Source organism: Streptomyces sp. BK239, assembly GCF_004217285.1.
In the GTDB taxonomy this organism is placed as follows: domain Bacteria; phylum Actinomycetota; class Actinomycetes; order Streptomycetales; family Streptomycetaceae; genus Streptomyces.
The window spans coordinates 386,952-413,712 of the sequence record NZ_SHKS01000002.1 but is presented as its reverse complement, the minus strand read 5'-3'; the positions used below and the strand labels follow the sequence as shown (position 1 = coordinate 413,712).

The window sequence follows — 26,761 nt, the reverse complement described above, 5'->3', positions numbered from 1 at the left end:
CCGCACCGACTGGAGCCCTCGAACTCACTGCCGAGCGGCTGAGCCACCTCAGCGACGCCTTCTCATCTCGGCTCGCGTCCTCGACGGCTCTGTGGGACCTGCACTGACCGACGGCATCGGCACATCTCGGCCGCGCCCCTCACACCCGGCGCGGGGACGCCAGCAGGTAGCGGTCTCTCGTGCGGGAGTCGGTGTGCTCCCCGACCTGCCAGCCCGCCCCTTCCAGCGTCGCCGCGCACGCCCGCAGCGTCCCGGCGTCCGGCCCGCGCACCGCGACGGCGTCCGGCTGCGGCGTCGCGCGGACCCGGTAGCCGTCGCCGTCCGGCCCTGCGGGGCGGTGCCCGGCGGCCTCCAGGGCGAGCGCGGCGGCCCGCACGAGATGTGTACGCTCCCACCCGCACGGCCGGTCCGCGGCACCGTCCGGATTGGTCATCCGGCGCAGCTCCAGCAGCCCCTTCCAGGCGCTGTGCACCTCCCGGGCACGGGAGGGCCCCACCGCGGGCTCCTCCTCGCCGCCGACCCGCGCGGCGAACACCCCGCCCGCGCCCGCCGCCTCCTGAGCCGCTTCGGCCGCACGGGGCGGTTCGGGCGCGGCCTCGCGTATCCGTTGCCCGGCGGGCGTCAGGAAGCAGTCGTGCGGCGGGCGCGGATGCCGGAAGGCGAGCCCCCGCCCCACCAGCGCCGCGAGCTGCGCCTCCGTACCCCGCAGCCGCCCGGTGACGGGATCGGCGGCGTCGATCACCCGCCGCTGCGCCGCGGTCGGCGGTCGTGTCAAGGCGTACCCCCTCCGGGCCACGGGGACGACGGGCCCGCCCCTGCCGTTCACCCACCGCCTCCGAGGCTACCGGGATTCATTCGCAGTGCTCCGGCCTTCGGGCCGGGGGTGAAGGGAATCTCGTGGTGGCGACGTGGAGCGTCGCGGTGTCGTTCCGGCGGAGCCGGGCAGTGCACGCCACGGTGACCTCTCGCGCGCATGTTCCCGGCGACAGTGGGTGTTCGGGCTTCTAAGGTGATCGTCATGCAGCTTCGGTACGCCTATCGGTTGTACCCCGACACCGTCCAGCAGGCCGCGTTGGCGAGGGCGTTCGGGTGTGCGCGGGTCGTGTTCAACGACGCCGTGCGTGCCCGCGAGGACGCCCGCGGGGCCGGGCAGCCGTTTCCGACGGCCGGTGAACTGTCGCGGAAGCTGATCACCGAGGCGAAGCGGACAGCCGAGCGGTCCTGGCTGGGGGAGGTTTCCGCGGTGGTGCTCCAGCAGTCCCTGCGGGACGCCGAGGCCGCGTACAAGAACTTCTTCGCCTCCCTCAACGGCTCCCGCAAAGGACCGAAACTTCGGGCACCACGCTTCAAGTCCCGCAAGGACGCTCGGCAGTCGATCCGGTTCACCGCCAACGCCCGCTGGACCATCACCGACAGCCACCGCCTGCACCTGCCGAAGATCGGCGCGGTGAAGGTGAAATGGTCCCGTCCGCTGCCCGCCGCTCCGACCTCCGTCACGGTGATCAAGGACGCGGCCGGACGGTACTTCGCCTCGTTCGTCATCGACACCGACACCGCCGCCGACGCCGCCCGCATGCCGCAGACCGACCGCACCGTCGGCATCGACCTCGGCCTGACCCACTTCGCGGTCCTCTCCGACGGCACGAAGATCGACTCCCCGCGCTTTTTGCGGCGCGCGGAGAAGAAACTGAAGAAGGCCCAGCGGGAGCTGTCCCGCAAGCAGAAGGGATCGAAGAACCGGGCCAGGGCCCGCCTGAAAGTCGCCCGCGCCCACGCCAAGGTCAGTGACGCGCGCCGCGAGTTCCACCACCAGCTCTCCACCCAGCTGATCGCCGAGAACCAAGGGATCGCCGTGGAGGACCTGTCGGTGACGGGACTGGCCCGCACCAGACTGGCCAAGTCCGTGCACGACGCCGGCTGGTCATCATTCATCAGCATGCTCGCGTACAAGGCAGAACGGTACGGGCGCACCCTGGTCAAGATCGGCCGGTTCGAACCGACCTCCCAGACCTGCCACGCCTGCGGCACCGTGGACGGGCCCAAACCCCTGAATGTGCGGGAATGGACCTGCCCCGCGTGCGGCACCGTCCACGACCGTGACCACAACGCCGCGATCAACATCGAGACGGCCGCCGGACTGGCGGTATCGGCCTGCGGAGCGCCGGTAAGACCGGGAGCGATCCCGGCACAGCGCGAAGAAACAGGAAGCCACGGATTCCCGACCGGAAACCGCGCCGCGTAGCGGCACGGCAACCGATCGAGAAGGCCAGAATCCTCATCCCTTCAGGACGAGGAGCATGTCAAGACGAGGGTCTGACATCCTCCCCCCGGGTCCGTCAGCCGCCCGGGCGGATGTTCCACCCCGCGATCACCGGCCGCCCGTGCTCCGTCCCCAGGCGGCACAGCGTGCCCGTGGCCAGCTGGAACAGCGCGCCCGAGGACGGCGGCAGCCCGAGCCGGCGCGCCGTGAGGACCCGCAGGAAGTGGCCGTGCGCCACCAGCACCACGCACCCCTCGGTGTTCGCGAACGCCGCGTCCACCTTGGCCAGCATCCGGTCGGCCCGTTCCCCGACCTGCTCCGGGCTCTCCCCGGGATGCTCGGGCGGTCCCGGCGCGACCCCGTCCGTGAACAGGAACCAGTCGGGCCGCTCACGATGGATCTCCACGGTGGTGATGCCCTCGTAGCCGCCGTAGTCCCACTCCCGCAGATCCGCGTCGACCTGCGGCTCGTGCGGGCCGAGCCCGATCAGCTCGGCGGTCTCCCGCGCGCGCTGCGCGGGGCTGACGAACGCGGCGCCGATCCGGTGCGACCGGATCAGCGGCGCCAGCCGCCGCGCCTCGTCCCGGCCGTGCTCGGTGAGCGGGACGTCCGTCGATCCGGTGTGCCGGCCGGAACGCGACCACGAGGTCTCTCCGTGCCGGACGAGAAAAAGATCACCCATGCGACACAGGCTCGCACAGCGCGCCCGGCGACGCCGACGCCGCGTGCCCCGTCAGCGGTCGGCGGCGTACGTGACGAAGGCGGCCCACTGCGTGGGGCCGAAGGCGAGTTGGGGGCCTGTTGCGATCTTCGAGTCCCGAATGCGGATGTCGCCGGGGGTGACCGCGATTTCGACGCAAGCCGCACCGTCGGGATTGCTGTGGCTGCTCTTGAACCACTTCGGCTCGGAGCCGTCATCAACTGGAGGCTGCACGCTCATGTCTCTCCAAGGAGTTTCTCGATGAAGGCCAGCGACTCCCGCGGAGTGAGAGCCTGCGCGCGGATCATGCCATAGCGCAGCTCAAGGATCTGGATTTCTTTACGGTCCGAGATCAGTCGGCTGACCAGCTGAATGTCGCTGTGTGCCACCGTGTTGTCCTCCCTGAGTCGCAGCAGGTGGAACGGGCCGTCGAGTCCCGGGTTGTCCTCACTGTCCAGAGGCAGCACCTGGATCTCCACGTTGCGCATCTGCCCGACCTCCAGCAGCCGTTCGAGCTGCTGACGCCACACCATTCTGCCCCCGACCCGCCGACGCAGGCTCGCCTCGTCGTGGACGAAGCTGAAGGCCGGGATCGTCTGTGAGCCGTCGATGATCTTTTGGCGCGCGAGCCGAGCGGCGACGAGCCGCTCGATCTCCTCCTCGGAGAACGCCGGTCGTCGCGTCCCGAACACCGCCCGCAGATACTCCTCCGTCTGCAACAACCCGTTGACCACGGAGTTGTCGTAGGCGCAGATCTCGACCGCTTCCCCCTCCAGCTTCTTCAGATCCCGCACCTTCTTCGGGTACCGGGCCTCCTCCACGTCCTTGCGCAGCCCGGCGATCAGCCCACCCGCCGACAGCGCCTCGTCCGCCGCCTCCAGGAACTGCGGCTTCGGCGCCCGTCGTCCGCGCTCCACCGAGGACACCTGCTCCTCGCTGTACCCGACCGCCGCCCCCAACTCGGCCTGGGTCCAGCCCTTTCGCTCCCGGAACATCTTGATGACCTTGCCGACGGTCCGCAGCACCGCCGTCGACTCCTCGTCGTCGACGTGCGGTTCCTCGACGTGCCCCTGTCCCGTCGCGCCCACCCCGGACACCTCCTCGTGCCGTTCGATCCCAACTCCCCACCGGCCCCACGCGTCACGCGTCGCCGCCCGGACAGACCCGGACGGCGACCGGACAGTGACGCTGCGTACCGCTGACGTTCCTGTTCAGAGTAGAGTCGATCGACCACGCTGAGTGACATGAACTCGGAGATCGCCCAGTCGGCCCCCACCACGCGTCAGTCCACGGTCCGGCTCTCCGCCACCCCCAGGGGCGCCCGCCTCGCCCGGCGCCTGACGGCCGAACAACTCGACACCTGGGGCTGGCCCTACGCGACGGACGCGAACGGCACCGCCGCGCTCCTCGTCGCCGAACTCGCGGCGAACGCCGTACGGCACGGCAGGGAGCGGGGCCGTGACTTCAGGCTCCGCCTGACGCTCTACCCGCAGGACGCCACCCTTCGCATCGAGGTGACCGACCCCCGTCCGGGCCGCCGCCCACCCACGCCCGGCACCCTCCGGCCGCCCGCCGCGGACGCCGAGTCCGGCCGGGGTCTGCTCCTGGTCGAGGCGCTGTCGAGCCACTGGGGGGCGACGTGGGGCGACGGCTTCAGCAAGACGGTGTGGTGCGAGGTCGCGCTCGGCTGAAGACTCGACGCCCGGGGGTCCTACTGCCGGTATCCCCCGAGGAACCGCCCGATCCTCCCGATCGCCGCCTCCAGGTCCTCCGCGTGGGGCAGCGTCAGGATGCGGAAGTGGTCCGGGGAGGGCCAGTTGAAGCCGGTTCCCTGGACCACCTGGATCTTCTCGCGCAGGAGGAGGTCCAGGACGAACTTCTCGTCGTCGTGGATCCGGTGCACCGCCGGGTCCAGGCGCGGGAAGGCGTACAGCGCGCCCTTGGGCTTGACGCAGGAGACGCCCGGGATCTCGTTGAGCTTTTCGAAGACCACGTCCCGCTGTTCGCGCAGCCGGCCGCCGGGCGCGGTCAGCTCGCTGATGGACTGCCGGCCGCCCAGCGCGGCCTGAATGGCGTACTGGGCGGGCGCGTTGGCGCACAGGCGCATGGAGGCCAGCATGGTCAGGCCCTCCAGGTAGTCCCTGGCGTGCTGCCGGGGGCCGGTGACCACCAGCCAGCCCGAGCGGAAGCCCGCGACCCGGTACGTCTTGGACAGTCCGCAGAAGGTCAGGACGACCAGGTCGGGGGCGAGCGCGGCGGCCGAGTGGTGGACGGCGTCGTCGTAGAGGATCTGGTCGTAGATCTCGTCGGCGAACACCATCAGGCCGTGGCGGCGGGCCAGGTCGAGGATGCCCTCGATGATCTCCTTGGGGTAGACCGCCCCGGTGGGGTTGTTCGGGTTGATGATCACGACGGCCTTGGTGCGGTCGGTGATCTTCGACGCCATGTCGTCCAGGTCCGGGTACCACTCCGACTGCTCGTCGCAGAGGTAGTGGACCGCCTTGCCGCCGGCGAGGGTCGTCACCGCCGTCCACAGCGGGAAGTCGGGGGCCGGGATGAGGATCTCGTCGCCGTCCTCCACCAGCGCCTGCACGGCCATGGAGACCAGCTCGGAGACGCCGTTGCCCAGGAAGACGTCGTCGACGTCGACCTCCAGGCCCCGGCTCTGGTAGCGCTGGGCCACCGCCCGGCGGGCGGACAGGACGCCGCGCGAGTCCGTGTACCCGTGGGCCTGGGGAAGCATCCGGATCATGTCCTGGATGATCTCCTCCGGCGCCTCGAAGCCGAACAGCGCGGGGTTGCCCGTGTTCAGGCGCAGCACGCTGTGGCCCGCCTCCTCCAGCGCGTTGGCGTGCTCGATCACCGGGCCGCGGATCTCGTAACAGACCTCGCTGAGCTTGTTCGACTGCCGGAACTCCATGGGTCCCTCCGGTATCTGGGGTTGCTTGGTTTTACCAAGTCACCGCTTGGAAAGTCCAACGACATGTCTAGACTGCCTCGCATGTCTCGTCGCCGAAGCTACGACCAGTACTGTTCCGCCGCCCGCGCGCTCGACGTCGTCGGCGACCGCTGGACCCTGCTGATCGTCCGGGAGCTGCTCGCCGGCCCGCGCCGCTACACCGACCTGCACGCCGACCTGCCCGGCGTCAGCACGGACGTCCTTGCCTCCCGGCTGCGGGACATGGAGCGGGACGGCCTCGCCACCCGCCGCAGGCTGCCCCCGCCCGGAGCGGCCTACGTGTACGAACTCACCGCGCGCGGGAGCGGTTTGCTGCCGGTCCTGCAGGCGCTCGGGGCGTGGGGGCAGGGGGAACTGGGGGAGCGGCAGCCCACCGACGCCGTACGCGCCCACTGGTTCGCGCTGCCGTTGCTGCGCGCGCTGGAGGGCGAGGGCGACGGAGCCGTCGAAGTGGTGTTGGAAGAAGGCGAGTTCCATCTTCTGGTGGGTGCTCGGGACGCGCCCGTATACGGCGAAGGCCCCGCGCCCGGCGAGCCCGACGCGCGTCTCACCCTGGACGCCGGAACCGCGGAGGCCCTCGCGCGCGGGCAGTTGACCCTGCCCGACGCGGTGCGGGCCGGGCGCGTCGGCGTGAGCGGTGAGGGCCCGCTGGCCAAGGCGCTGCGGGAGGCGTGAGGCAGGAGAGAAGGCCTGCCACGCGTGTGTGACAGGCCTTCTGAGGGTCGTTCAGGCGCTCGCGCCCGTCGGCTACGCCTGCGGCGGTACCCCCGGCGGGCGTCCCGTGCCCCGGGTCAGCGCGTAACCGCCGATGCCGGCCAGCGCGGCCAGCATGCCGCCGATCGCCGTCCACACCCAGCGGTCCGACCACCAGCCCGACGACCAGCCGTCGTCCGGCTCGATGCTCGACAGCACCGCCGAGGACGAATCGTCCTTCCCGGTGTCGGACTTGACCGCGACGCCCGGCACCAGCGGCTCGGCGAGGCTGCCGTCCACCGCCGCCGCACCGCCCATGTCCTTGGAGTCCACCCGCAGTTCGGTGGAGACCGGCAGGCCGAGGTCGGCCGTCTTCAGCCCGACGGCGGTCAGACGGACGTAGTACGTGCCCGGCAGCGGGTCGTTCGCCCACGGCTCCGACCAGGCGCGCACAGTGCGCAGGACGCAGGCCAGTTCGGCCGAGGCCGCGCCCGCGGCGGCGGTGCGCGTCTGGGCGCCGTACTGGCAGGCCTGGCGGCGGCGCAGACCGTCGTACACGTCGATCTGCCAGGTCTGGCCGGTGTGACCCTCGGGGAGCTTCACCGTCGCCTTCACGGTGGGCCGTTGGCCGGCGTCAGCCGGGAACGACCAGTACAGGTAGTCGCCCGTGGACGCGCTCGCGGTCGCCTTCTGGCCCTGGTCGACCTCCGTGGCGGTGCGGAACGACGTGCCCGCCCGGGTGGGCGCCGCGCTGTCCTGGGAGGGGCTCGCCGAGGGCGTCGAGTCGGCCGCGGCGGGCGCCGCCGCCAGACCGAGCGCCAGCAAGGTCGCGCTCACCACGCGTGTGATCCGCATCAGTTGGTCCTCCAGATCGCGACACGCCAGCGTGACAGCCAGCCCCACAGCACGCCCGCGACGAAGCCGGCCAGCACCAGCGCGCCGAGCAGCCACCAGCCGCGGCCCAGACCGAACGAGGCCACGTCGCTCGCCGGGGACGGGCCGTCCACCACGTCCACCGTCAGCTCCAGCGGCATGCCGGGCGTGGTCTTCACCCCGGCCGCCGGGGAGAAGGAGTTGGTCACCTGGAGGCACACCGTCTCGGCCGGCGCGTCCTCCTCGTCGCTCTCCGCCTTCGGGTAGCGCAGACCGGCCGAGACGACGTCGGTGCGGCCGTTTCCCGCGGCCTCACCCCGTACGATCTCCCGGCCGTGCACGGTGACCGCCCGCAGCAGCACCCCGTAGGAGGGGTTCACGGCCCGGTCGGCCGCCACGCTGACCGAGGCGCGCAGCTCCTTGCCCGGCTCGACGTCGACCCGGTACCAGCGCTGCCGGCCGAACTCCTCGCGGTCGGTGAACAGGCCCGACTTCAGCGCCGGCGCGGCGGTGCAGGACTCCGCGCCGCCGACGGCGACCGGCGTCACCACGGGATCGGCCGCCCGGTCCACCAACTGGTTGACCTTGTCGGCGAGTTCCTCGGTGTGCTCCACCGAGGTGTAGGTGCCGCCGGTGGCCTCGGCGATGCAGCTGAGCTGCTGGCGCATCTTGACGTTGGGGACCAGGCCGAGGGTGTCGATGGTCAGTCCGATGCCCTTGGCGGCGATCTCCCGGGCCACCACGCACGGGTCGAGCGGCGCGCAGGTGTCCTCGCCGTCACTGATCAGCACGATCCGCTTGGAGCCGGTGCCGCCGTCGAGGTCCCCGGCCGCCTTCAGCAGCGCCGGGCCGATCGGGGTCCAGCCGGTGGGCGTGAGCGTCGCCACCGCCGTCTTCGCCTCGGTCCGGTCCAGCGGGCCGACCGGGTAGAGCTGCGCGGTGTCCTTGCAGCCCGTCTGCCGGTCGTCGCCGGGGTAGTTGGCGCCGAGGGTGCGGATGCCGAGCCGCACGCCCTCCGGGGTGGCGTCGAGCACCTCGTTGAACGCCTGCTTGGCCGCGGCCATCCGGGTCCCGCCGTCGATGTCCTTGGCCCGCATGGAGCCGCTGACGTCGAGGACCAGGTCGACCTTCGGAGCGTTGGCTGTGGTCTCGTCGGCGACCGCCCCGGACGGGAACGCGATCCCGACCGCGAGCGTGGCGAGCAGTGCCGCCACGCCCGCCGCCAGCCGTTGTGTTCTGATCATCGGCGGATCCTATTGATCGGAGGCGCTCCGCCACAAAAACGGCCTCAGATGCCGTGCGACCGCAGCGGGTTGGGCAGTACGGTCCACTGATCGCCCGCGACCTCGGGGGACAGCCGCATCAGGGTCAACGCCTTGACCGGCAGCGGCTGTTCGCACAGTGCGTCGAGATCGGGCGTGCGCGGCAGCTCTCGGACGGCCGCCGCCAGCGCCGCCCGCAGCGTCTCCCCGTCGCCCGCCGTCCCCGCCAGCGCGCCCCCGACGAGCGAGCCGAACAGCTTGCGGCGCAGCGCCCGTACGTCGTCCGTGCGGATCCGCTCCGGCAGCTCGGGCAGCGGCACACCGTGCCGGGCCAGCCGGACCGGGCTGACCCGGATGTCGGCGAGGTCGCGGTAGACCAGCCGCAGCGGGGCGCCCGACGCCGACAGCACCACCAGCAGATTCTGCCCGTGCGCCTCCAGCGCCACGCCCAGCTCCAGCAGCCGCAGCCCGACGCCCAGACACAGCCGCGCGAACTCCACCAACCAGCCCGGACGTGAGGGAAGTCCGGTGGTGGCGAGCGCCGCGACCGGCGTCACCTGCTCGCCCGGCCCCGCGTACGCCGCCGGTGACTCGCGCAACAGGGCCGCCAGATCGGGGGAGTCGGCGGTGACCGCGCCCCACGTCCGCGTCATGTGCAGCAGACCGTCCGTGCGCGCCGCCAGCGTCTCCGCGAACGCCGACAGCACCGCGGCGGAGGCGACCGAGCCGACCGAGATGTCCCGCACCGACGACGTCAGCCGGGCGCTGAGCGCCGTCTTCACATGCGGGCCGCCCGGCACCGCGAGCGTGCGCAACGACATCAACGGGTGCGCGGCAGGACCCGGCAGGCCCGACCGCTTGAGGACGTGCGCCGCCTGCCACGGATGCACCGGGATCAGCACGTCCCGCCCGTCCCGCAGTTCCTCCGGCCAGTCACCCGTGACCAGGCACTCCGCGACCGGCGCCGGCAGCAACGTCAGCCGTACCGGCGGGGGGCGGTGCTCGGGGCCGTACGCTAGCTGCTCCGCCACCGAGAAACCGGGCCGGGAGCGGCAGTTGGGGTGGTACGGATGTCCGTCGACGACACGCTGCTCCCACTCCCAGTCGTGCGCGGGCCATCCGCCCGGACCTGCTCCGCCGCTCGCCGCCCCCGCCCGCGAGAGAGCCAACGACGCGACGCTGTCGCCGAGTTCGGCCGCGAAACCGTCGCCGTGCGGCACGGCGAGCTGTGTCGTCAGCCGTGCGGGATCGTCGTACGCCACCCCGTCGAGCCGCACCTCCGTCACGCTGCCGGTCGTCGCGTACGGATCCGCGGGCGGGCCGTCCAGACGGCGGCCGTCCGCAAGGCGCAGCGCCAGACCCTCCCGGCCCGCCTCGCGGTGCTCGATCCAGGGCAGCGGCTCATGGGCCAGCGCCCGCCACAGCCGCGTCAGCACGGCCGCGCGGGCCCCCGGCAGCTCGGCGGCGAACCGGGGCCCGAGCGCGGGGCGCACCCCGGCGAGCTCGGCGGCCACCTCGGCCTCGGCGGTGGGGGGACGGTGCACGGGCGGACTCCTCGGGTACGGGTACGGCGTCACGGACGGCTCGTGACGACCGCGATACTGATCGTCCCCGCCCGAGAAGAACCGTAGGGAACGAGTACAACCCGTGGACCTCATCCCCCCGACCGCCAAGGCCCCGGCGTCCGCCGACCGGGCCGGACGGGACGGCCTCGCCGCCCGCGCCGAAGCCGTCGCGGGCGCGCCCCTGCTGAACTGTCTGCTGCGGGAGGTCGGGGAACCGCTGTCCGAACGCGACGGACGCCGTGTGCACCGGCTGCCGTCCGGCCGGGAGCTGCGCGTGCGCGGCGCCCGGCGCCCCACCGAACCGGAGGTGTACACCGCCGGCGCCTGGCACCGCCTCGACCACGGCGCTCTCGTCTCCCTGGCCGGCGAGGAACTGCGCCGGCACACCGGGCTCGCCAACCACGAGCTGCCCGCCGAGATGCTCGACAGCCGGCAGGCGGTGGCCGCCCTGCTCACCGCACGCGCGGGCGCCGTCCCGCCCGACGACCCCTACCTGCGCTCCGAGCAGTCCCTCCTCACCGGCCACCCCCACCATCCCGCCCCCAAGGCGCGCGGCGGCGGCCCCGCGAGCGCCTGGCTGCCGTACGCCCCCGAGGCCCACGCCCGCTTCCCGTTGGTCCTGCTCGGGCTGCGCGAGGACACGGTCGTCGAGGAGGGCGACACCGCCGCGCTCGACGCCCTCGGCGAGGCCCCGCCCGGTTACCGGCTGCTGCCCGCCCACCCCTGGCAGCTCGACCTGGCGCGCCGCGCCCTCGCCCCCGCGTTCGCCGACGGCCGGCTGGTCCGCCTCGGCGTCACCGCCTTCGACGCCTGGCCCACCGCCGCGATCCGCACCCTGTACACGCCCGGACCCGACCTGTTCCTCAAGTTCAGCCTCGACGTGCGCATCACCAACGACATCCGCCGGCTCTGGCGCCACGACCTGCTCCGGCTCCGCCGGACCGACGCGGCCGTCACGCGCGCGTTCACGGCGGCCGGCGGCCCGGCGGCCTGGCTGAGCGACCGGGGCTACCGCACCGCCGACTTCGCCTTCGAGGAACTCGCCGTGCTGGTCCGCGACGGCCTGCGCGGCCACCTGCTGCCCGGCGCGACCCCGCTGCTCGCCGCCGGCCTCGTCGAGGGCTTCGCGGGCAGCCCCCCGCACCGCGCGGCCGACACGGCGGCCTGGTGGGAGGCGTACCTGGCCGCCGTCGTCCCGCCGGTGCTCGGCGCCTTCGCCGACCACGGCGTCGTCCTGGAGGCGCATCTTCAGAACACCCTGGTCGCCGTCGACGCCGGCGGGACGCCGGTGCAGGCCCTGTTCCGCGACGCGGAGGGCGTGAAGCTGCTGCCGGACGTCGCGCGCGCCGCCGGCTGGGAACGGCTCGTGTACTGCCTGGTCGTCAACCACCTCACCGAGGTCGCCGCCGCCCTCGCCGAGCACCGGCCCGGACTGGACCCCTGGCCCGCCGCCCGCCGCGAACTCGCCCGCCACGACCTCCCCGAGGTCCGCGCCCTGCTCGCCGCGCCCACCCTGCCCGGCAAGACGAACCTGCTGCTGCGCTGGACCGGCGCGGACGGCGCCGACGCCCGCTACCTGCCCCTGCCCAACCCCCTGGCCGACGCGTGATCCGGCCCCGTACGACCTGAACTAGGCTGACCGGTGTGCTGCGCCACGTGACTGCCGTTCGATATGTGAAACCGCTGAGGTCCGGCGGTTCCGTCCCCGCCGTCGTCGAGGCCGACGACCTCGGCGCCTACGTCGTGAAGTTCACCGGTTCGGCGCAGGGCCGCAAGGCGCTGGTCGCCGAGATCGTCGTGGGCGAACTGGCGCGCGCCCTGGGGCTGCGCTTCCCCGAGCTGGTCATGGTGGGCTTCGACCCGGCGATCGCGGACAGCGAGCCGCACCAGGAAGTGCGGGACCTGCACGCCGCCAGCGCCGGACTCAACCTCGGCATGGACTGCCTGCCCGGCGCGCGCGACTTCACGCCCGAGGTGGCGAAGGCCTTCCCCGTGGACCCGCTGGAGGCGGGCCGGATCGTCTGGCTCGACGCCCTCACCGTCAACGTCGACCGCACCGTCCACAGTTCCAACCTGATGGTGTGGCCCACGTCCGGGACCGTGCCGCCGAGACTGTGGCTGATCGACCACGGAGCCGCCCTCGTCTTCCACCACCGGTGGGACGGCGCCGACCCCGCGAAGGCCTACGACTTCCGCCACCACGCCCTCGGCCGGTACGCGCCCGACGTGCGCGCCGCCGACGCGGAGCTCGCGCCCCGGGTGACGGGGGAACTGCTCCGGGAGATCCTCGCCGAGGTCCCCGACGCCTGGCTCGCGGACGACCCGGCGTTCGCCACGGCCGACGACGCCCGCACGGCGTACGTGGACCACCTCCACGCGCGCGTGAAGGCCTCGGCGGCCTGGCTGCCCACGGACTTCCCCACCCGGGAGGAACTCGCCGCCGAGGAGGTCCTGCGCGCGGCGAAGACGCGGCAGGGACGGCCGGACTGGCTCAAGCGGGTCCCCGACCTGCACGGCAAGCCGGCCGCGGAACAGGATTGGTCGGTGCACCTGGGATGAGCGACGTCCAGCGCGTGGAGATCGAGTACTGCACCCGGTGCCGCTGGCTGCCCCGCGCCGCCTGGCTCGCGCAGGAGCTGCTGACGACCTTCGAGACGGAGCTCACCGAGCTGGCCCTGCGGCCCGGCACCGGCGGCGTCTTCGTCGTCCGGGTGAACGACGAAGTGGTGTGGGACCGCCGTGAGCAGGGCTTCCCGGAGCCCACGGCGGTCAAGCGCCTCGTACGCGACCGGGTGGCCCCGGGCAAGCCCCTGGGCCACTCGGACCAGCCCGCGCCCTGAGGCGCGTGACGCTCAGCCTTCGAGGCGCTCGTACGCGGGCAGGGTCAGGAAGTCCGCGTAGTCCTCGTCCAGGGCGACCTGGAGCAGCAGGTCGTGGGCCCGCTGCCAGTGCCCCGACGCGAACGCCTCCTCGCCGATCTCCTCGCGGACGGCCGCCAGTTCCTCGGCGGCGACCCGGCGGGCCAGCTCGGGGGTGGCCCGCACGGTCCGCCCCTCGTGCGTGAACTCCACGCCCGCGTTGATCCACTGCCAGATCTGCGAGCGGGAGATCTCCGCGGTGGCCGCGTCCTCCATCAGGTTGAAGATGGCCACCGCACCGAGTCCGCGCAGCCACGCCTCGATGTAACGGATGCCGACCTGCACCGCGTTGACGAGACCTTCGTACGTGGGCCTCGCGTCCAGCGAGCCGATCGCGATCAGGTCGGCGGCCCGGACGTCGACGTCCTCGCGCAGCCGGTCCTTCTGGTGCGGCCGGTCGCCGAGGACCTTGTCGAAGGACTCCATGGCGATCGGGACGAGGTCGGGGTGGGCGACCCAGGACCCGTCGAACCCGTCGCCGGCCTCACGGTCCTTGTCGGCGCGGACCTTCTCGAAGGCGACCCTGTTCACCTCGGCGTCCCGGCGGGACGGGATGAACGCCGCCATGCCGCCGATGGCGTGCGCGCCCCGCTTGTGGCAGGTGCGGACGAGGAGTTCGGTGTACGCCCGCATGAACGGGGCGGTCATCGTCACGGCGTTGCGGTCCGGCAGGACGAACTCGGGCCCGGCGTCACGGAAGTTCTTGATGACGGAGAACAGGTAGTCCCAGCGGCCCGCGTTCAGCCCGGAGGCGTGGTCGCGGAGTTCGTAGAGGATCTCCTCCATCTCGTACGCGGCCGTGATCGTCTCGATGAGGACCGTGGCGCGCACCGTGCCCCGGGGGATGCCGAGGTGGTCCTGCGCGAAGACGAACACGTCGTTCCACAGCCGCGCTTCGAGGTGCGACTCGGTCTTGGGCAGGTAGAAGTACGGTCCCTTGCCGAGGTCGAGCAGGCGCCGGGCGTTGTGGACGAAGTACAGGCCGAAGTCGACGAGCGCGCCGGGCACCCGCACCCCCTCGGCGTCGACGAGGTGCCTCTCGTCCAGATGCCAGCCGCGCGGGCGCATGACGACGGTGGCGAGCTCGTCGTCGGGGCGCAGGGCGTACACCTTGCCGGAGACGGGGTCGGTGAAGTCGATGTTCCGGGTGTAGGCGTCGATGAGGTTGAGCTGGCCGAGGACCACGTTCTCCCAGGTCGGCGCGGAGGCGTCCTCGAAGTCCGCGAGCCACACCCGGGCACCGGAGTTGAGGGCGTTGACCGTCATCCTGCGGTCGGCGGGGCCCGTGATCTCGACCCGGCGGTCCTCCAGAGCGACGGGGCAGGGGGCCACCTTCCAGGAGTCGTCGGCGCGGATCGCGGCGGTCTCCGGGAGGAAGTCGAGCGTGCCGGTGCGGGCGATCTCGGCGCGGCGCTCGGCCCGGCGGGCGAGGAGCTCGTTCCGGCGCGGGGTGAAGCGGCGGTGCAGTTCGGCCACGAAGGCGAGGGCCGCCTCGGTGAGGACATCCTCCTGCCGCGGCAGGGGCTCGGCGTCGACTACGGCCGGCGTGGACGGCGCGGGGGCTGCCATGAGCGGTCACTTCCTTCGGCGGGGCGGGTCGGCGCACACGACTTGATCGCGTCAGTGGATAGTAGTTTCCTCATCGTGGAAGTTCAATGGCGCGCTGTGTCGCGCGCGCGCCGGCCCCGCCGAGTCACTCCAGCCGCCACAGGTCGGTCTCGGTGTCGATGTCGTACGGCTGCGCCACGTCCCCGCACTCCACCAGCGTCAGCTCGTCGCCGTGCGCGTTCAGGTAGGCGCGGGCGCCCCGGTCGCCGGTCGCGCAGGCGGCGACGCCCGCCCAGTGCCGGGCCCCGAGCAGCACCGGGTGGCCGCGCCGGCCGTCGTAGGAGGCGGCCGCGAGCGAGTCCCCCGACGGGTGCGCGGCGAGCATCCGGGCCATCGCCTTCGCGCCGATCCCGGGCTGGTCGACCAGGCACACCAGGGCGGCCCGGGCGCCGGTCCCCGCCAGCGACTCCAGGCCGAGGCGCAACGAGCCGCCCATTCCCTGCTCCCACCCCGGGTTGTCGACCAGCACGCACCCGTCGAGCAGCGCCTTCTCCCGTACGGCGCCGGCGGCGGCCCCGAGGACCACGTGGACGCGCTCGCAGCCCGCCGTGCGCAGCGCCCGGACCGCGTGCTCGACGAGCGGGCGCCCCCGGTGCGTCAGCAGCGCCTTGGGCCGCCCGCCGAGGCGACGCCCCCCGCCCGCGGCGAGCAGCAGTCCGGCGACCTGGTCGTGGGTGTGCGGCATGCCTTCTGCATACCTGACGCGCAGGCGTCCACACGGTTTCGGCGGGCTGAATTTCGGTCCTCACGGTGGCGCGGCCGGTGCCGGGTGGCGTTTACTGACGTCCCCCGGCGTCCGGCCACCGCCAAGGGACGCTCGCGGGGCAAGACGGAGGCGCGCACGAGGGGGAACGCTGTGTTGCGGAGCTTGGGGCAGAGGCCGGTGACCGGCAGTGACGAGGATCCCAGGGTGGCGGGACTGCGGACCGCCGTGTCCCGGCTGCGCCGCCAACTCGCCGCCCATCCGGCCGAGTTCCCGGACCGTGCCATCGCCGAGGACGAACTCGCCGCCCTCGCCGCGATGACCGTCCACGGCGTGCCCGAAGTGCCGCGCATGCGCCGGTCGTTGCTGCTGATCGCCGGAGCGCTCGGCTCGATGAGCGCGCTGTCCGGCGCGCTGTCGGAGGTGCGCCGGGCGGTGGACCTGTTCGGCGAGCCGCCGCGGGGGCGGGGTTAGCGCAGCCGGGGGACGCCGTGGGGGCGGGGACAGCGCAGCCGGGGACGCCGTGGGGGCGGCGACAGCGCGCCCGGTGGGACGCGGCGGGCCGGCTACGCGTCGTTCCGCGTGGCGAGCGCCTCTGACAGCGCTCCGGCGACCTGCTGCAGCACCGGCACGATCCGCTCCGTGGCCGTCTCCGTGACCCGGCCCGCCGGGCCCGAGATGGAGATGGCCGCCGGGGTGGGGGAGTCCGGCACCGGCACGGCGAGGCAGCGGACGCCGATCTCCTGCTCGTTGTCGTCGATCGCGTAACCGGACCGCCGGACCTCCGCCAGCGCCGCCAGGAAGCCGTCCGGGGTGGTGATGGTCTTCTCCGTCGCGGCGGGCATGCCCGTGCGGGCCAACAGGGCGCGCACCTGGTCGTCCCCGAAGTCCGCGAGGAGCGCCTTGCCGACGCCCGTGGAGTGCGGCAGGACCCGGCGGCCGACCTCGGTGAACATCCGCATCGAGTGCTTCGACGGCACCTGGGCCACGTACACGACCTCGTCCCCGTCGAGCAGCGCCATGTTCGCCGTCTCCCCGGTCTCGTCGACAAGACGGGCGAGGTAGGGGCGGGCCCAGGTGCCGAGCAGCCGGGACGCGGACTCCCCGAGGCGGATCAGGCGCGGTCCGAGGGCGTACCGGCGGTTGGCCTGCTGGCGGACGTATCCGCAGGCCACCAGGGTGCGCATCAGACGGTGGATGGTGGGCAGCGGCAGCCCGCTGCTCGCCGACAGCTCGCTGAGCCCGACCTCGCCGCCCGCGTCCGCCATCCGCTCCAGCAGGTCGAAGGCGCGCTCGAGGGACTGGACTCCTCCGCCGGCGGACTTGGTGGAGTCGGTGGCGCTGGCGCTGGACGTCGGCACGGGCGCGTTCCTTTCGGGGCTGGCGGGAAGATCTGAAGCGTACCCGGCGGCCGGTCGCGCCCTGGCTCGCTCGCGGTCGCCGACTGTCACCCGGAATTCTGATTTCACTTCACGGAAACGTCCAGGGTGGCGACGGTGGGGCATGGTGGAGAGCGAGGGAGAGGAGAGCCCAGGGGTGTGCCCTTGACGGTGCCCGGCCGGAAGTGAACACTCCTCCTTCAACAGAACGTTGAAACCGGTGGTGCGACAGCGGCAGAGAGGGGCCCGAGTGTCCGACGCCGAGCTGATGCCGTCCGATGCCGAACCGGCGCCCTCCGACGCCGGACCGGCGCTCGCCGGCGTGGATCTGGTGCTGCGCTCGACGCGGGTCGTCCTCCCGCAGGGCATGCGCGCCGCCTCCGTCGCGGTGGCCGCCGGCGTCATCACGGCCGTCCTGCCTCACGACGCGAGGCCGCCCGCTGGCGCCCGCCTGGAGGACCTCGGCGACGACGTCCTGCTGCCCGGCCTCGTCGACACCCACGTGCACGTCAACGACCCGGGCCGCACCGAATGGGAGGGCTTCTGGACCGCCACGCGCGCGGCGGCGGCCGGCGGCATCACCACCCTCGTCGACATGCCCCTCAACTCCCTCCCGCCCACCACGACGGTCGACCACCTCCGCACGAAACAGCGGACCGCCGCGGACAAGACGCACGTCGACGTCGGCTTCTGGGGCGGCGCCCTGCCCGGCAACGTCGAGGACCTGCGCCCGCTGTACGACGCCGGCGTCTTCGGCTTCAAGGCCTTCCTCTCGCCCTCGGGCGTCGAGGAGTTCCCCCACCTCGGCCGGGACGCGCTGGCCCGGTCGATGGCGGAGATCGCCGGCTTCGGCGGCCTGCTCATCGTGCACGCCGAGGACCCGCACCGCCTCGACGCCGCCCCGCAGCGCGGCGGCCCCCGGTACGCCGACTTCCTCGCCTCCCGGCCACGCCAGGCCGAGGACAGTGCGATCGCCGGGCTCGTCGCCGAGGCGGAACGCCTTCGCGCGCGCGTGCACGTCCTGCACCTTTCGTCGAGCGACGCCCTGCCCCTGATCGCCGCCGCGAAGGCCGACGGCGTCCGCCTCACCGTGGAGACCTGCCCGCACTACCTGACGCTCACCGCCGAGGAAATCCCCGACGGCGCGAGCGAGTTCAAGTGCTGCCCGCCCATCCGCGAGGCCGCCAACCAGGATCTGCTGTGGCAGGCGCTGGCGGACGGCACCGTCGACTGCGTGGTCACCGACCACTCCCCGTCCACTGCCGACCTGAAGACCGGCGACTTCGCCACCGCGTGGGGCGGCATCTCCGGACTCCAGCTGAGCCTGCCGGCGGTGTGGACCGAGGCGCGACGGCGCGGCCACGGCCTGGAAGACGTCGTCCGCTGGATGTCCACGCGCACCGCGGCGCTCGTCGGCCTGGACCGCAAGGGCGCCATCGAGGCGGGCCGCGACGCCGACTTCGCCGTCTTCACCCCCGACGAGACCTTCACCGTCGACCCGGCGGCCCTCCAGCACCGCAACCGCGTCACGGCGTACGCCGGCAGGACCCTGCACGGCGTCGTGAAGTCCACCTGGCTGCGCGGCGAACGCATCCTCGCCGACGGCGAGTTCACCGCGCCGAAGGGCCGGCTCCTCACGCGGGCCCACTGACCCGGGCCCGTCCCCGCACCCGCACGGCCTCCCGCATCCCACGGCCGACAGTCGAAAGGCACCCCGTGACGGCGATACCGAGCTTCACCGGCGACGCGAACCCCTACGGCGGCGGCGACCCGTACGCGGACTACCGCACCGCCGACTTCCCCTTCACCCGGTACGCCGACCTCGCCGCCCGGGAGCTCGGCGGCTCGGTCATCGCCGCCAACGACGAGTTCTTCGCCGACCGGGAGAACCTGCTGCTGCCCGGGCCCGCCGTGTTCGAACCGGAACGCTTCGGCCACAAGGGCAAGATCATGGACGGCTGGGAGACCCGCCGCCGGCGCGGGGCCTCGGCCGAGCATCCGTGGCCCACGGCGGACGACCACGACTGGGCGCTGGTCCGGCTCGGTGCGCCCGGCGTCGTCCGGGGCGTCGTCGTCGACACGGCCCACTTCCGTGGCAACCATCCGCAGGCGGTGTCGGTGGAGGGCACGTCGATGCCCGGTTCCCCGTCCCCGCGGGAACTGCTCGCGGACGACGTGAAGTGGACGACGCTCGTCCCCCGCACCCCCGTGGGCGGCCACGCGGCGAACGGGTTCGAGGTGGCCGCGGAGCAGTGCTTCACCCATCTCCGGGTCAACCAGCATCCCGACGGCGGCATCGCCCGCCTGCGCGTGTACGGAGAGGTCGTCCCCGACGCCGCCTGGCTCACCGCCCTCGGCGCGTTCGACGTGGTCGCGCTGGAGAACGGCGGCCAGGTCGAGGACGCCTCCGACCGCTTCTACTCACCGGCCGGCAACACCATCAGGCCGGGCCGCTCCCGCAAGATGGACGACGGCTGGGAGACCCGCCGCCGCCGTGACCACGGCCACGACTGGATCCGCTACCGGCTGGCCGCCCAGGCCCACATCCGCGCCCTGGAGATCGACACGGCGTACCTGAAGGGCAACAGCGCCGGCTGGGCGGCGGTCTCCGTCAGGGACGGTGAGGACGGCGACTGGCGGGAGATCCTCCCGCGCACCCGCCTCCAGCCCGACACCAACCACCGCTTCGTCCTGCCGGCCCCGGCGGTCGGAACGCACGCGCGCGTGGACGTCTATCCCGACGGCGGCATCTCCCGACTGCGCCTGTTCGGCTCCCTGACCACCGAGGGCGCGGCGAGGCTGGCGGCCCGCTGCCAGGAGCTGGGCGGCTGAACCGCGGCGGCGCCCGCTCCCCAGGGCGCCGGGGCGGGCGACGCGCGGGGCCCGGCCGTGAGCGCGGCCGCCGTGGTCGCGGCCCGGCGCTCGCGGTGCACGCCCGTCGACGGGTGTCACCGCGGCTTCTGCGCCTCCGCCATGGCGAACAGCGCGAAGGAGAACACCAGCAGCGCGACGCTCGCGTAGACCTCGTAGCCGTCGAGGAAGCCCAGCCGCTGCACCAGCCCCCAGTGCAGGTCGGTGAACTCGTGCACCAGGCCGGCTATGCCCTGCACCAGGGCGACGAATCCGATTACCTCCAGGAGCTGTCTCATACCCCCAGCCTGGCCCCGCCCATCCCGCGGGCGCGTCGGCCGGTGGGCGGTGCGCCTCCGACGGAAGTCGCCGCGGGCCGGCAGGCCCCCACGCCGAAAGCATGCGCCCTGTCATCCTTCGGTCGGAGTGTCCGCCGCCCTCCGTCGCGCATCGGCTCGCTTCGGTCGCCGATCCCGCCGGACGGGCGGTGGTGGTGCCGCCGGCTGCGTAGATTCGACGACCATGAGGGGTGACGACCAGTCCGCGCCGACCGCGCCCGCCTTCCCGGGCCGCCGATGGCTGCTGCCGTCCGCGGTGGCCGCCGAGCTGGAGACGGAGAACTGGGACAAGAGGGGCGCGGGCGGCGAGCCGGCTGAGCAAACCGGGTGGTCCGGTCGAGACGGCCGGTCCGGGGCCCGGCCGCGCCGTACCGTGCGCGACTGGGTGGTCGACTTCACCTGCTTCCTCGTCGCGGTCGGCGTCGGCCTGCTCGTGGCGGACACGCTCCCCGGCGAAACGGGCCTTCCGCGCTCCGTCCTCGTCGCCGACCAGCTCCTGGGAGCACTCGCCTGTGCCGCGACCTGGCTGCGCCGCCGCTGGCCCGTCGCTCTCGCGCTCGGGGCGATCCCGGTCGGCTTCCTGTCGACCACCTCGGGCGGCGCCGGCGCGATCGCCCTCTTCACCCTCGCCGTCCACCGGCCCTTCCGGTACGTGGCCTGGATCGGCGGCGGCCATCTCGCCCTGATCCCGGTGGTGTTGTGGGCCCGCCCGGACCCGGATCTGTCCTACGGCCCGGCCGTGGTGTGGACACTGCTGTTCAGCGTCACGATCATCGTCTGGGGCATGTTCGTGCGCTCCAAGCGACAGCTCATGCTGAGCCTGCGCGACCGGGCCCGGCGCGCCGAGACGGAGGCGCGGCTCCGCGCCGAGCAGGCGCAGCGGCTGGCCCGCGAGGCCATCGCCCGCGAGATGCACGACGTGCTCGCCCACCGGCTGACCCTGCTCAGCGTGCACGCGGGCGCGTTGGAGTTCCGGCCGGACGCGCCCCGCGAGGAGATCGTCAGAGCCGCCGGCGTGATCCGTGAGAGCGCGCACGAAGCCCTCCAGGACCTGCGGGAGATCATCGGCGTGCTGCGGGCCGGCGCGCCCGACGACAGCGGCCGCCCCCAGCCGACGCTGGCGGCCCTGGACGCGCTGGTCACGGAGTCCCGCGAGGCGGGCATGAAGGTCACCCTGGAACAACGCGTCACCGACCCCGGCGCGGTCCCCGCCTCCGTCGGCCGCACCGCGTACCGGATCGCCCAGGAGTGCCTCACCAACGCCCGCAAGCACGCCCCCGGCACGGAGGCCGAGGTCACCGTCGCGGGCGCCCCCGGCGAGGGCCTCGCCGTCACCGTCCGCAACCCCGCCCCCGACGGCGAGGTGCCCCCCGTCCCCGGCTCCGGCCAGGGGCTGATCGGTCTCGCCGAACGAGCCACCCTCACCGGCGGCCGCCTGGAACACGGACGGCGTGGCGACGGCGGCTTCGAGGTGCGCGCGTGGCTGCCCTGGCCGGCGACGGCGCAGCAGCCCGCCCACGCGCGCGTGGGTGCGCCCTCCGGAGGGTCAACTCGCCTGCCGCAGGCATGATTACGTACGCACCATGACTGCGATCAAAGTCCTCCTCGTAGACGACGACCCCCTGGTGCGCGCCGGGCTGTCCTTCATGATGGGCGGGGCCGACGACATAGAGATCGTCGGGGAGGCCGGCGACGGGGGCGAGGTCGAGGCGCTCGTCGACCGCACCCGTCCGCACGTGGTCCTCATGGACATCCGCATGCCGTCCGTGGACGGTCTGACAGCCACCGAACGGCTGCGCTCCCGCGAAGACGCCCCTCAGGTCGTCGTCCTGACCACCTTCCACGCCGACGAGCAGGTCCTGCGCGCCCTGCGCGCGGGCGCCGCCGGGTTCGTCCTCAAGGACACCCCGCCCGCCGAGATCCTCGACGCCGTACGCCGGGTCGCGTCCGGCGACCCCGTGCTGTCGCCCACGGTCACCCGCCAGTTGATGGACCACGCGGCCGACGCCGCCGCCGACGCCCGGCGCTCCCGCGCGCGTGAGCGCGTCGCGACCCTGGGGGAACGTGAACGCGAGGTGGCCGTAGCCGTCGGCCGCGGTCAGTCGAACGCCGAGATCGCCGCCGGCCTGTTCATGAGCGTCGCCACCGTCAAGACGCACGTCTCCCGCATCCTCGCCAAACTCGACCTCAACAACCGGGTGCAGATCGCCCTGCTCGCGCACGACGCGGGACTGCTGGACGACTGAGGCCGCATTCCCCGGGGTCTCCCCGCGGGGGTCATCCGTAGGTGTGAGCCGGCGGGCCGCCGTACGCCTCCGGGCCGCCGTGCCAGGCCCCGGTCACGCCGGGCGTCTCGGACGCCCAGGGGGCCGCGTAGGCGTCGTGCAGGCCAGGAACCTCATCCGCTCCGGGAGCGGCCTGCGCCCGTAATCCCGTGCCTTCGCCGGGGGCGTGCGGGGGGTACGCCTCCGGCTCCCCGGAGGCGGCGGGACCGCCCTGTGCCGGGCCGGCCCCCGGGATCTCGGTGAGCGACACCGCTCTTCGCTCGCGGCGGGACACCTCGCACGCCTCGGCGACACGGAGTGCCTGGAGCGCCTCCCGGCCGTCGCAGGGGTTGGGGCGCGCACCCCGCAGGACGTCCACGAACGCCGTCAGCTCGGCCTCGTAGGCGGGGCCGAAGCGCTCCAGGAAGCCGGTCCACGGCTTGTCCGCCGCCGGAGGGCCGGTCGGCTCGGTGGAGGCGATCGGGGTGCGGTCGTCCAGACCCACGACGATCTGGTCGAGCTCGCCGGCCAGCTCCATGCGCACGTCGTAGCCCGCCCCGTTCATGCGGGTCGCCGTCGCCGTGGCGAGGGTGCCGTCGTCCAGGGTGAGGATCACGGCGGCCGTGTCCACGTCACCGGCGGCGCGGAACATCGCGGGGCCGGCGTCGGACCCGGTGGCGTACACCTCGGTCACCTCCCGCCCGGTCACCCAGCGCAGCACGTCGAAGTCGTGGATCAGCGCGTCCCGGAACAGCCCGCCGGACAGCGGCAGCCAGGCGGGCGCGGGCGGGGACTGGTCCGACGTCACCGCGCGCACGGTGTGCAGCCGCCCGAGCCGTCCCGAGCGCACGGCGTCACGCGCTCCCGTGTACCCCGCGTCGAAGCGGCGCTGGAAGCCCATCTGCAGGACGGTCCCGGCGGCCTCCACCTCGGCGATCGCCGCCGCGGTGCCCGCCACGTCCAGGGCGATGGGCTTCTCGCAGAAGACCGGCAGCCCCGAACGGGCGGCCCGGCCGATCAGCTCGGCGTGCGCGGAGGTCGCCGTCGTGATGACCACGGCGTCCACGCCCCACCGGAAGATCTCGTCCACGCCCGGCGCGGCCGTCTCGCCCAGCCGGTACGCCAGCTCCTGGGCCCGCGCGGGCTCCGCGTCCGTCAGGATGAGGGATCCGACCTCCCGGTGACGGCTGAGCGTCCTCGCATGAATGGTGCCGATGCGGCCCGTCCCGATGACCCCGATGCGCATGTGTTCAAGGTGACGTCGGAGTCGGCGCCCTGTCAATGCGTATGTCCGGACAACCGAACTACACTACTTCCCGTCAACCGGCCGCGGAGCTACGCTCGGCCCGTGCCGAAACCAGAAGTGGACCCGACCGTGCAGCTCGAACTCCGAGTGGACCGCAGCTCTCCGGTGCCCCTGTACTTCCAGCTGTCGCAGCAGCTCGAAGCCGCCATCGAGCACGGATTGCTCACCCCCGGCAGCCTGCTCGGCAACGAGATCGAGCTCGCCGCCCGGCTCGGTCTGTCCCGGCCCACCGTGCGGCAGGCCATCCAGTCCCTCGTGGACAAGGGCCTGCTGGTGCGCCGGCGGGGCGTCGGCACCCAGGTCGTGCACAGCCAGGTCAAACGCCCGCTGGAGCTGAGCAGCCTCTACGACGACCTGGAGGCGGCCGGGCAGCGCCCCGCGACCACGGTCCTCGTCAACACCGTCGTCCCCGCGTCCGCCGAGGTCGCGGCCGCGCTCGGCGTCCCGGAGGGCGGCGACGTCCAGCGGGTGGAGCGGCTGCGGCTGGCGCACGGGGAGCCGATGGCGTACCTGTGCAACCACCTGCCCGCCGGCCTGCTCGACCCGGACACGCGGCAACTGGAGGCCACGGGCCTGTACCGGCTGATGCGGGCCGCCGGGATCACCCTGCACAGCGCCCGCCAGTCCATCGGCGCCCGCGCCGCCACCTGCGCCGAGGCCGAACGGCTCGCCGAGGCGGAGGGCGCCCCGCTGCTCACCATGCAGCGCACGACCTTCGACGACACCGGCCGCGCGGTCGAGTTCGGCGACCACATCTACCGGCCGAGCCGCTACGCCTTCGAGTTCCAGCTGCTCGTACGGCCCTGAGCGCCCGGGCGCCGTGGGCCGCGCGGCGATGCCGCCGGGCTGCCGACGCCCGGTGCGGGCACCCGTTCACCGATGCCGCCCGGTGATATTGTCCGGACAAATTCGGGTGCGATTCGCGTCACGGTGCGAAAGCCGGCCCTCGGCCGCGTGAGGGGGCGCGACGAGGCACGACGCCCGTGCGCCCGGCGCACTCCGCGCGCCCCTTCGGTCCCCAGCACGGCACCCGCCCCGTGGGTGAGGCAGAATCGGCGACGATGAGCACCTACGGCACCTTCACCGCCCCCATCGGCTCCCGTCGCGCCCCCGCCCTGCGCACCGTGGGCACCCGCGAGCGCCGCTCACACCTGACCGCGCCCCGTGTGCCCACCGTGGGCATCGACATCGGCGGCACCAAGGTCATGGCGGGCGTCGTGGACGCCGACGGCAACATCCTGGAGAAGGTCCGCACGGAGACCCCGGACAAGTCCAAGAGCCCGAAGGTCGTCGAGGACACGATCGCCGAGTTGGTCCTGGACCTGTCCGACCGGCACGACGTGCACGCCGTCGGCATCGGCGCGGCCGGCTGGGTCGACGCCGACCGCAACCGCGTCCTGTTCGCCCCCCACCTGTCCTGGCGCAACGAGCCGCTGCGCGACCGCCTCTCCGGCCGGCTGTCGGTCCCCGTCCTCGTCGACAACGACGCCAACACCGCCGCCTGGGCCGAGTGGCGCTTCGGCGCGGGGCGCGGCGAGGACCACCTCGTCATGATCACGCTGGGCACCGGCATCGGCGGCGCGATCCTGGAGGACGGCCAGGTCAAGCGCGGCAAGTACGGCGTCGCCGGCGAGTTCGGCCATATGCAGGTCGTCCCCGGCGGCCACCGCTGCCCGTGCGGCAACCGCGGCTGCTGGGAGCAGTACAGCTCGGGCAACGCGCTGGTCAGGGAGGCCCGCGAGCTGGCCGCGGCGGACTCCCCGGTGGCGTACGGGATCATCGAGCACGTCAAGGGCAGCATCGGCGACATCACCGGCCCGATGATCACCGAGCTGGCCCGCGAGGGTGACGCGATGTGCATCGAGCTGCTCCAGGACATCGGCCAGTGGCTCGGCGTCGGCATCGCCAACCTCGCCGCCGCCCTCGACCCGTCCTGCTTCGTGATCGGCGGCGGCGTCTCGGCCGCCGACGACCTCCTGATCGGCCCCGCGCGCGACGCCTTCAAACGGCACCTCACCGGCCGCGGCTACCGCCCCGAGGCCCGGATCGTGCGCGCCCAGCTCGGCCCCGAGGCCGGCATGGTCGGCGCGGCCGACCTCGCCCGGCTGGTCGCCCGCCGCTTCCGGCGCGCCAAGCGCCGCCGGGTGGAGCGGTACGAGCGCATCGAGCGGTTCGCTGAGGCGGCCCGCAGGGCGGCCCGGGACACCGCATGACGGCCTCCCTGCCCCACCAGGCCCCGCCGGCCGACGAGCCCGCCCCGCCCTCCCGCCCGCCGGAGCCCAGGGGGCGCATGATCCGGCGCAGGGCGCTCACCCTGCTGATCATCGTGCTCCTCATCGGCGTCCCGGCCGGCTACCTGGTGATCTCCGCGAACCAGAGCCGCGACAGCGGCAAGGACAAGGAGGCCAAGTACTCGGCCACCGGTCTGACCAAGGGCTGGCCGTCCGGCATCCAGCTCCGCCTCTACCAGGTGCCGGTGCCGGACCCCTCGAACAACGTCGCGTACTACGAGACGAACAACTGGAAGACCAGCCGCCTCTACGTGCAGTTCCAGACCACTCAGGCAGGTCTGGACACCTTCCTGAAGGACCTGGGCGTGAACCGGTCCGTCCTGGCGAAGGGCGACATCACGATCAGCGAGCGGGACCAGGGCGTCAGCGGCTGGAAGTTCTCCGGCCCGGGCTCCCGCCCCGGGAACTACTTCGGCTTCGTCCACGAGCAGAAGAACCCGCGGCCCACCCTGGACGTCGTGGTCAACACCGGGAACCCCGGCTACCCTCTGGTGTACGTCGTCTCCCGCACGGTCCCCTAGCGACCGCGCCCGCACTGTCCCGCCCTGCTCCCGGGCCGTCCCGACGGCTGCCGGAGCCGATTGTCAGACCCCGCCCGTAGAGTCGAAGGCGACTGATCGACGACCGGGTCCGCACACGGGCGGGAGGTGAACAAGCGGGATGAACGACATGGCCACGACGGGGGCGACCTCAGTGACAAGGGCCGCGGCGCGGGCGACCTCGACGGGGGCTTTCGCGAGGCGGACGGCGGGGGAGCCGTCGGCCGGGGCTGCCGCGGGGCGAGCGGGACAC

Annotated in this window: 26 protein-coding genes and 1 pseudogene; 14 read left to right on the top strand and 13 right to left on the bottom strand. The window is 73.2% G+C overall.

The window, feature by feature from the left end; translation table 11 throughout:
- Positions 1-139 precede the first annotated feature (139 nt).
- Positions 140-775, bottom strand: coding sequence for a hypothetical protein (locus EV567_RS07710; RefSeq protein ID WP_130437893.1), 636 nt, complete (start codon positions 773-775; stop codon positions 140-142).
- A 243-nt stretch (positions 776-1,018) separates the two neighbouring features.
- On the opposite strand from EV567_RS07710, the gene EV567_RS07705 reads away from it, so the two are divergent.
- Positions 1,019-2,242: an RNA-guided endonuclease TnpB family protein gene (locus EV567_RS07705; protein WP_130437892.1), complete on the top strand. Its 1,224-nt coding sequence runs from the start codon at positions 1,019-1,021 to the stop codon at positions 2,240-2,242.
- A 94-nt stretch (positions 2,243-2,336) separates the two neighbouring features.
- On the opposite strand, the gene EV567_RS07700 is transcribed toward EV567_RS07705, so the two are convergent.
- Genes EV567_RS07700 through EV567_RS07690 form a run of 3 tightly spaced genes read right to left on the bottom strand, consistent with a single transcriptional unit; the run spans position 2,337 to position 4,048 of the window.
- On the bottom strand, positions 2,337-2,942 hold the full coding sequence (locus tag EV567_RS07700) for a histidine phosphatase family protein (protein ID WP_130437891.1): 606 nt from the start codon (positions 2,940-2,942) through the stop codon (positions 2,337-2,339).
- 51 nt (positions 2,943-2,993) lie between these two features.
- Positions 2,994-3,200, bottom strand: coding sequence for a DUF397 domain-containing protein (locus EV567_RS07695; protein WP_130437890.1), 207 nt, complete (start codon positions 3,198-3,200; stop codon positions 2,994-2,996).
- On the bottom strand, positions 3,197-4,048 hold the full coding sequence (locus EV567_RS07690) for a helix-turn-helix transcriptional regulator (RefSeq protein ID WP_130437889.1): 852 nt from the start codon (positions 4,046-4,048) through the stop codon (positions 3,197-3,199). The genes EV567_RS07695 and EV567_RS07690 overlap by 4 nt, the downstream gene beginning before the upstream one ends.
- 156 nt (positions 4,049-4,204) lie before the next feature.
- On the opposite strand from EV567_RS07690, the gene EV567_RS07685 reads away from it, so the two are divergent.
- Positions 4,205-4,651, top strand: a complete 447-nt coding sequence (locus EV567_RS07685) for an ATP-binding protein (RefSeq protein WP_130437888.1) — start codon at positions 4,205-4,207, stop codon at positions 4,649-4,651.
- A 20-nt stretch (positions 4,652-4,671) separates the two neighbouring features.
- Here the strand turns inward: EV567_RS07685 and EV567_RS07680 are convergent, their stop codons facing one another.
- Positions 4,672-5,880: a pyridoxal phosphate-dependent aminotransferase gene (locus EV567_RS07680; protein WP_130437887.1), complete on the bottom strand. Its 1,209-nt coding sequence runs from the start codon at positions 5,878-5,880 to the stop codon at positions 4,672-4,674.
- Positions 5,881-5,961: 81 nt separating this feature from the next.
- Here EV567_RS07680 and EV567_RS07675 point away from each other — a divergent pair, with 81 nt between their 5' ends.
- Positions 5,962-6,594 carry a winged helix-turn-helix transcriptional regulator gene (locus EV567_RS07675; RefSeq protein ID WP_130437886.1) on the top strand — a complete coding sequence of 211 codons (633 nt, stop codon included), beginning with the start codon at positions 5,962-5,964 and terminating at the stop codon, positions 6,592-6,594.
- A 72-nt stretch (positions 6,595-6,666) separates the two neighbouring features.
- On the opposite strand, the gene EV567_RS07670 is transcribed toward EV567_RS07675, so the two are convergent.
- Genes EV567_RS07670 through EV567_RS07660 form a run of 3 tightly spaced genes read right to left on the bottom strand, consistent with a single transcriptional unit; the run spans position 6,667 to position 10,291 of the window.
- Entirely contained in the window at positions 6,667-7,467 is an 801-nt protein-coding gene (locus EV567_RS07670; RefSeq protein WP_130437885.1) for a hypothetical protein, read from the bottom strand.
- Positions 7,467-8,729 (bottom strand): VWA domain-containing protein, encoded by a 1,263-nt coding sequence (locus tag EV567_RS07665; RefSeq protein WP_130437884.1) that lies wholly within the window; start codon positions 8,727-8,729, stop codon positions 7,467-7,469. The genes EV567_RS07670 and EV567_RS07665 overlap by 1 nt, the downstream gene beginning before the upstream one ends.
- Positions 8,730-8,773: 44 nt before the next feature.
- Positions 8,774-10,291, bottom strand: a complete 1,518-nt coding sequence (locus EV567_RS07660) for an IucA/IucC family protein (RefSeq protein ID WP_130437883.1) — start codon at positions 10,289-10,291, stop codon at positions 8,774-8,776.
- A gap of 103 nt (positions 10,292-10,394) precedes the next feature.
- Between EV567_RS07660 and EV567_RS07655 the strand changes: the two genes are divergently transcribed.
- From EV567_RS07655 to EV567_RS07645, 3 genes are read left to right on the top strand one after another with little or no spacing between them, the layout of a single operon-like run.
- Positions 10,395-11,921, top strand: coding sequence for an IucA/IucC family siderophore biosynthesis protein (locus tag EV567_RS07655; RefSeq protein ID WP_130437882.1), 1,527 nt, complete (start codon positions 10,395-10,397; stop codon positions 11,919-11,921).
- 35 nt (positions 11,922-11,956) lie between these two features.
- Positions 11,957-12,871 (top strand): HipA family kinase, encoded by a 915-nt coding sequence (locus EV567_RS07650; protein WP_130437881.1) that lies wholly within the window; start codon positions 11,957-11,959, stop codon positions 12,869-12,871.
- Positions 12,868-13,152, top strand: a complete 285-nt coding sequence (locus EV567_RS07645; protein WP_130437880.1) for a SelT/SelW/SelH family protein — start codon at positions 12,868-12,870, stop codon at positions 13,150-13,152. The genes EV567_RS07650 and EV567_RS07645 overlap by 4 nt, the downstream gene beginning before the upstream one ends.
- Positions 13,153-13,164: 12 nt before the next feature.
- Here EV567_RS07645 and aceB read toward each other — a convergent pair whose 3' ends face one another.
- Positions 13,165-14,799: a malate synthase A gene (gene aceB, locus EV567_RS07640; RefSeq protein WP_130437879.1), complete on the bottom strand. Its 1,635-nt coding sequence runs from the start codon at positions 14,797-14,799 to the stop codon at positions 13,165-13,167.
- 124 nt (positions 14,800-14,923) lie between these two features.
- Positions 14,924-15,523, bottom strand: a complete 600-nt coding sequence (locus EV567_RS07635) for an NTP transferase domain-containing protein (RefSeq protein ID WP_130437878.1) — start codon at positions 15,521-15,523, stop codon at positions 14,924-14,926.
- 171 nt (positions 15,524-15,694) lie between these two features.
- On the opposite strand from EV567_RS07635, the gene EV567_RS07630 reads away from it, so the two are divergent.
- Positions 15,695-16,015 carry a DUF5955 family protein gene (locus EV567_RS07630; protein WP_130437877.1) on the top strand — a complete coding sequence of 107 codons (321 nt, stop codon included), beginning with the start codon at positions 15,695-15,697 and terminating at the stop codon, positions 16,013-16,015.
- A gap of 92 nt (positions 16,016-16,107) precedes the next feature.
- On the opposite strand, the gene EV567_RS07625 is transcribed toward EV567_RS07630, so the two are convergent.
- Positions 16,108-16,902 (bottom strand): IclR family transcriptional regulator, encoded by a 795-nt coding sequence (locus EV567_RS07625; protein WP_130437876.1) that lies wholly within the window; start codon positions 16,900-16,902, stop codon positions 16,108-16,110.
- 286 nt (positions 16,903-17,188) lie between these two features.
- On the opposite strand from EV567_RS07625, the gene allB reads away from it, so the two are divergent.
- Both allB and alc read left to right on the top strand, forming a co-directional pair.
- Positions 17,189-18,571, top strand: a complete 1,383-nt coding sequence (gene allB, locus EV567_RS07620; protein ID WP_130438312.1) for an allantoinase AllB — start codon at positions 17,189-17,191, stop codon at positions 18,569-18,571.
- 65 nt (positions 18,572-18,636) lie between these two features.
- Complete coding sequence (gene alc, locus EV567_RS07615; RefSeq protein WP_130437875.1) at positions 18,637-19,752, top strand: allantoicase; 1,116 nt, start codon at positions 18,637-18,639, stop codon at positions 19,750-19,752.
- A 116-nt stretch (positions 19,753-19,868) separates the two neighbouring features.
- Here alc and EV567_RS07610 read toward each other — a convergent pair whose 3' ends face one another.
- Positions 19,869-20,069 (bottom strand): hypothetical protein, encoded by a 201-nt coding sequence (locus EV567_RS07610; RefSeq protein ID WP_130437874.1) that lies wholly within the window; start codon positions 20,067-20,069, stop codon positions 19,869-19,871.
- A 223-nt stretch (positions 20,070-20,292) separates the two neighbouring features.
- Between EV567_RS07610 and EV567_RS07605 the strand changes: the two genes are divergently transcribed.
- Entirely contained in the window at positions 20,293-21,678 is a 1,386-nt protein-coding gene (locus EV567_RS07605) for a sensor histidine kinase (protein WP_130437873.1), read from the top strand.
- A gap of 13 nt (positions 21,679-21,691) precedes the next feature.
- Entirely contained in the window at positions 21,692-22,354 is a 663-nt protein-coding gene (locus tag EV567_RS07600) for a response regulator transcription factor (protein WP_130437872.1), read from the top strand.
- Between the two features lie 265 nt (positions 22,355-22,619).
- On the opposite strand, the pseudogene EV567_RS07595 reads toward EV567_RS07600, so the two are convergent.
- A pseudogene (locus EV567_RS07595) lies at positions 22,620-23,618 on the bottom strand (Gfo/Idh/MocA family oxidoreductase); the annotation flags it as partial.
- A gap of 129 nt (positions 23,619-23,747) precedes the next feature.
- On the opposite strand from EV567_RS07595, the gene EV567_RS07590 reads away from it, so the two are divergent.
- From EV567_RS07590 to EV567_RS07580, 3 genes are all read left to right on the top strand, one after another.
- Entirely contained in the window at positions 23,748-24,485 is a 738-nt protein-coding gene (locus EV567_RS07590; RefSeq protein ID WP_207228723.1) for a GntR family transcriptional regulator, read from the top strand.
- Positions 24,486-24,739: 254 nt separating this feature from the next.
- Entirely contained in the window at positions 24,740-25,891 is a 1,152-nt protein-coding gene (locus tag EV567_RS07585) for an ROK family glucokinase (protein WP_130437871.1), read from the top strand.
- The gene (locus EV567_RS07580) at positions 25,888-26,490 is read left to right on the top strand and encodes a sugar kinase (protein ID WP_130437870.1); all 603 of its coding nucleotides are present in this window, start codon (positions 25,888-25,890) and stop codon (positions 26,488-26,490) included. The genes EV567_RS07585 and EV567_RS07580 overlap by 4 nt, the downstream gene beginning before the upstream one ends.
- The last annotated feature ends 271 nt before the right edge of the window (positions 26,491-26,761 follow it).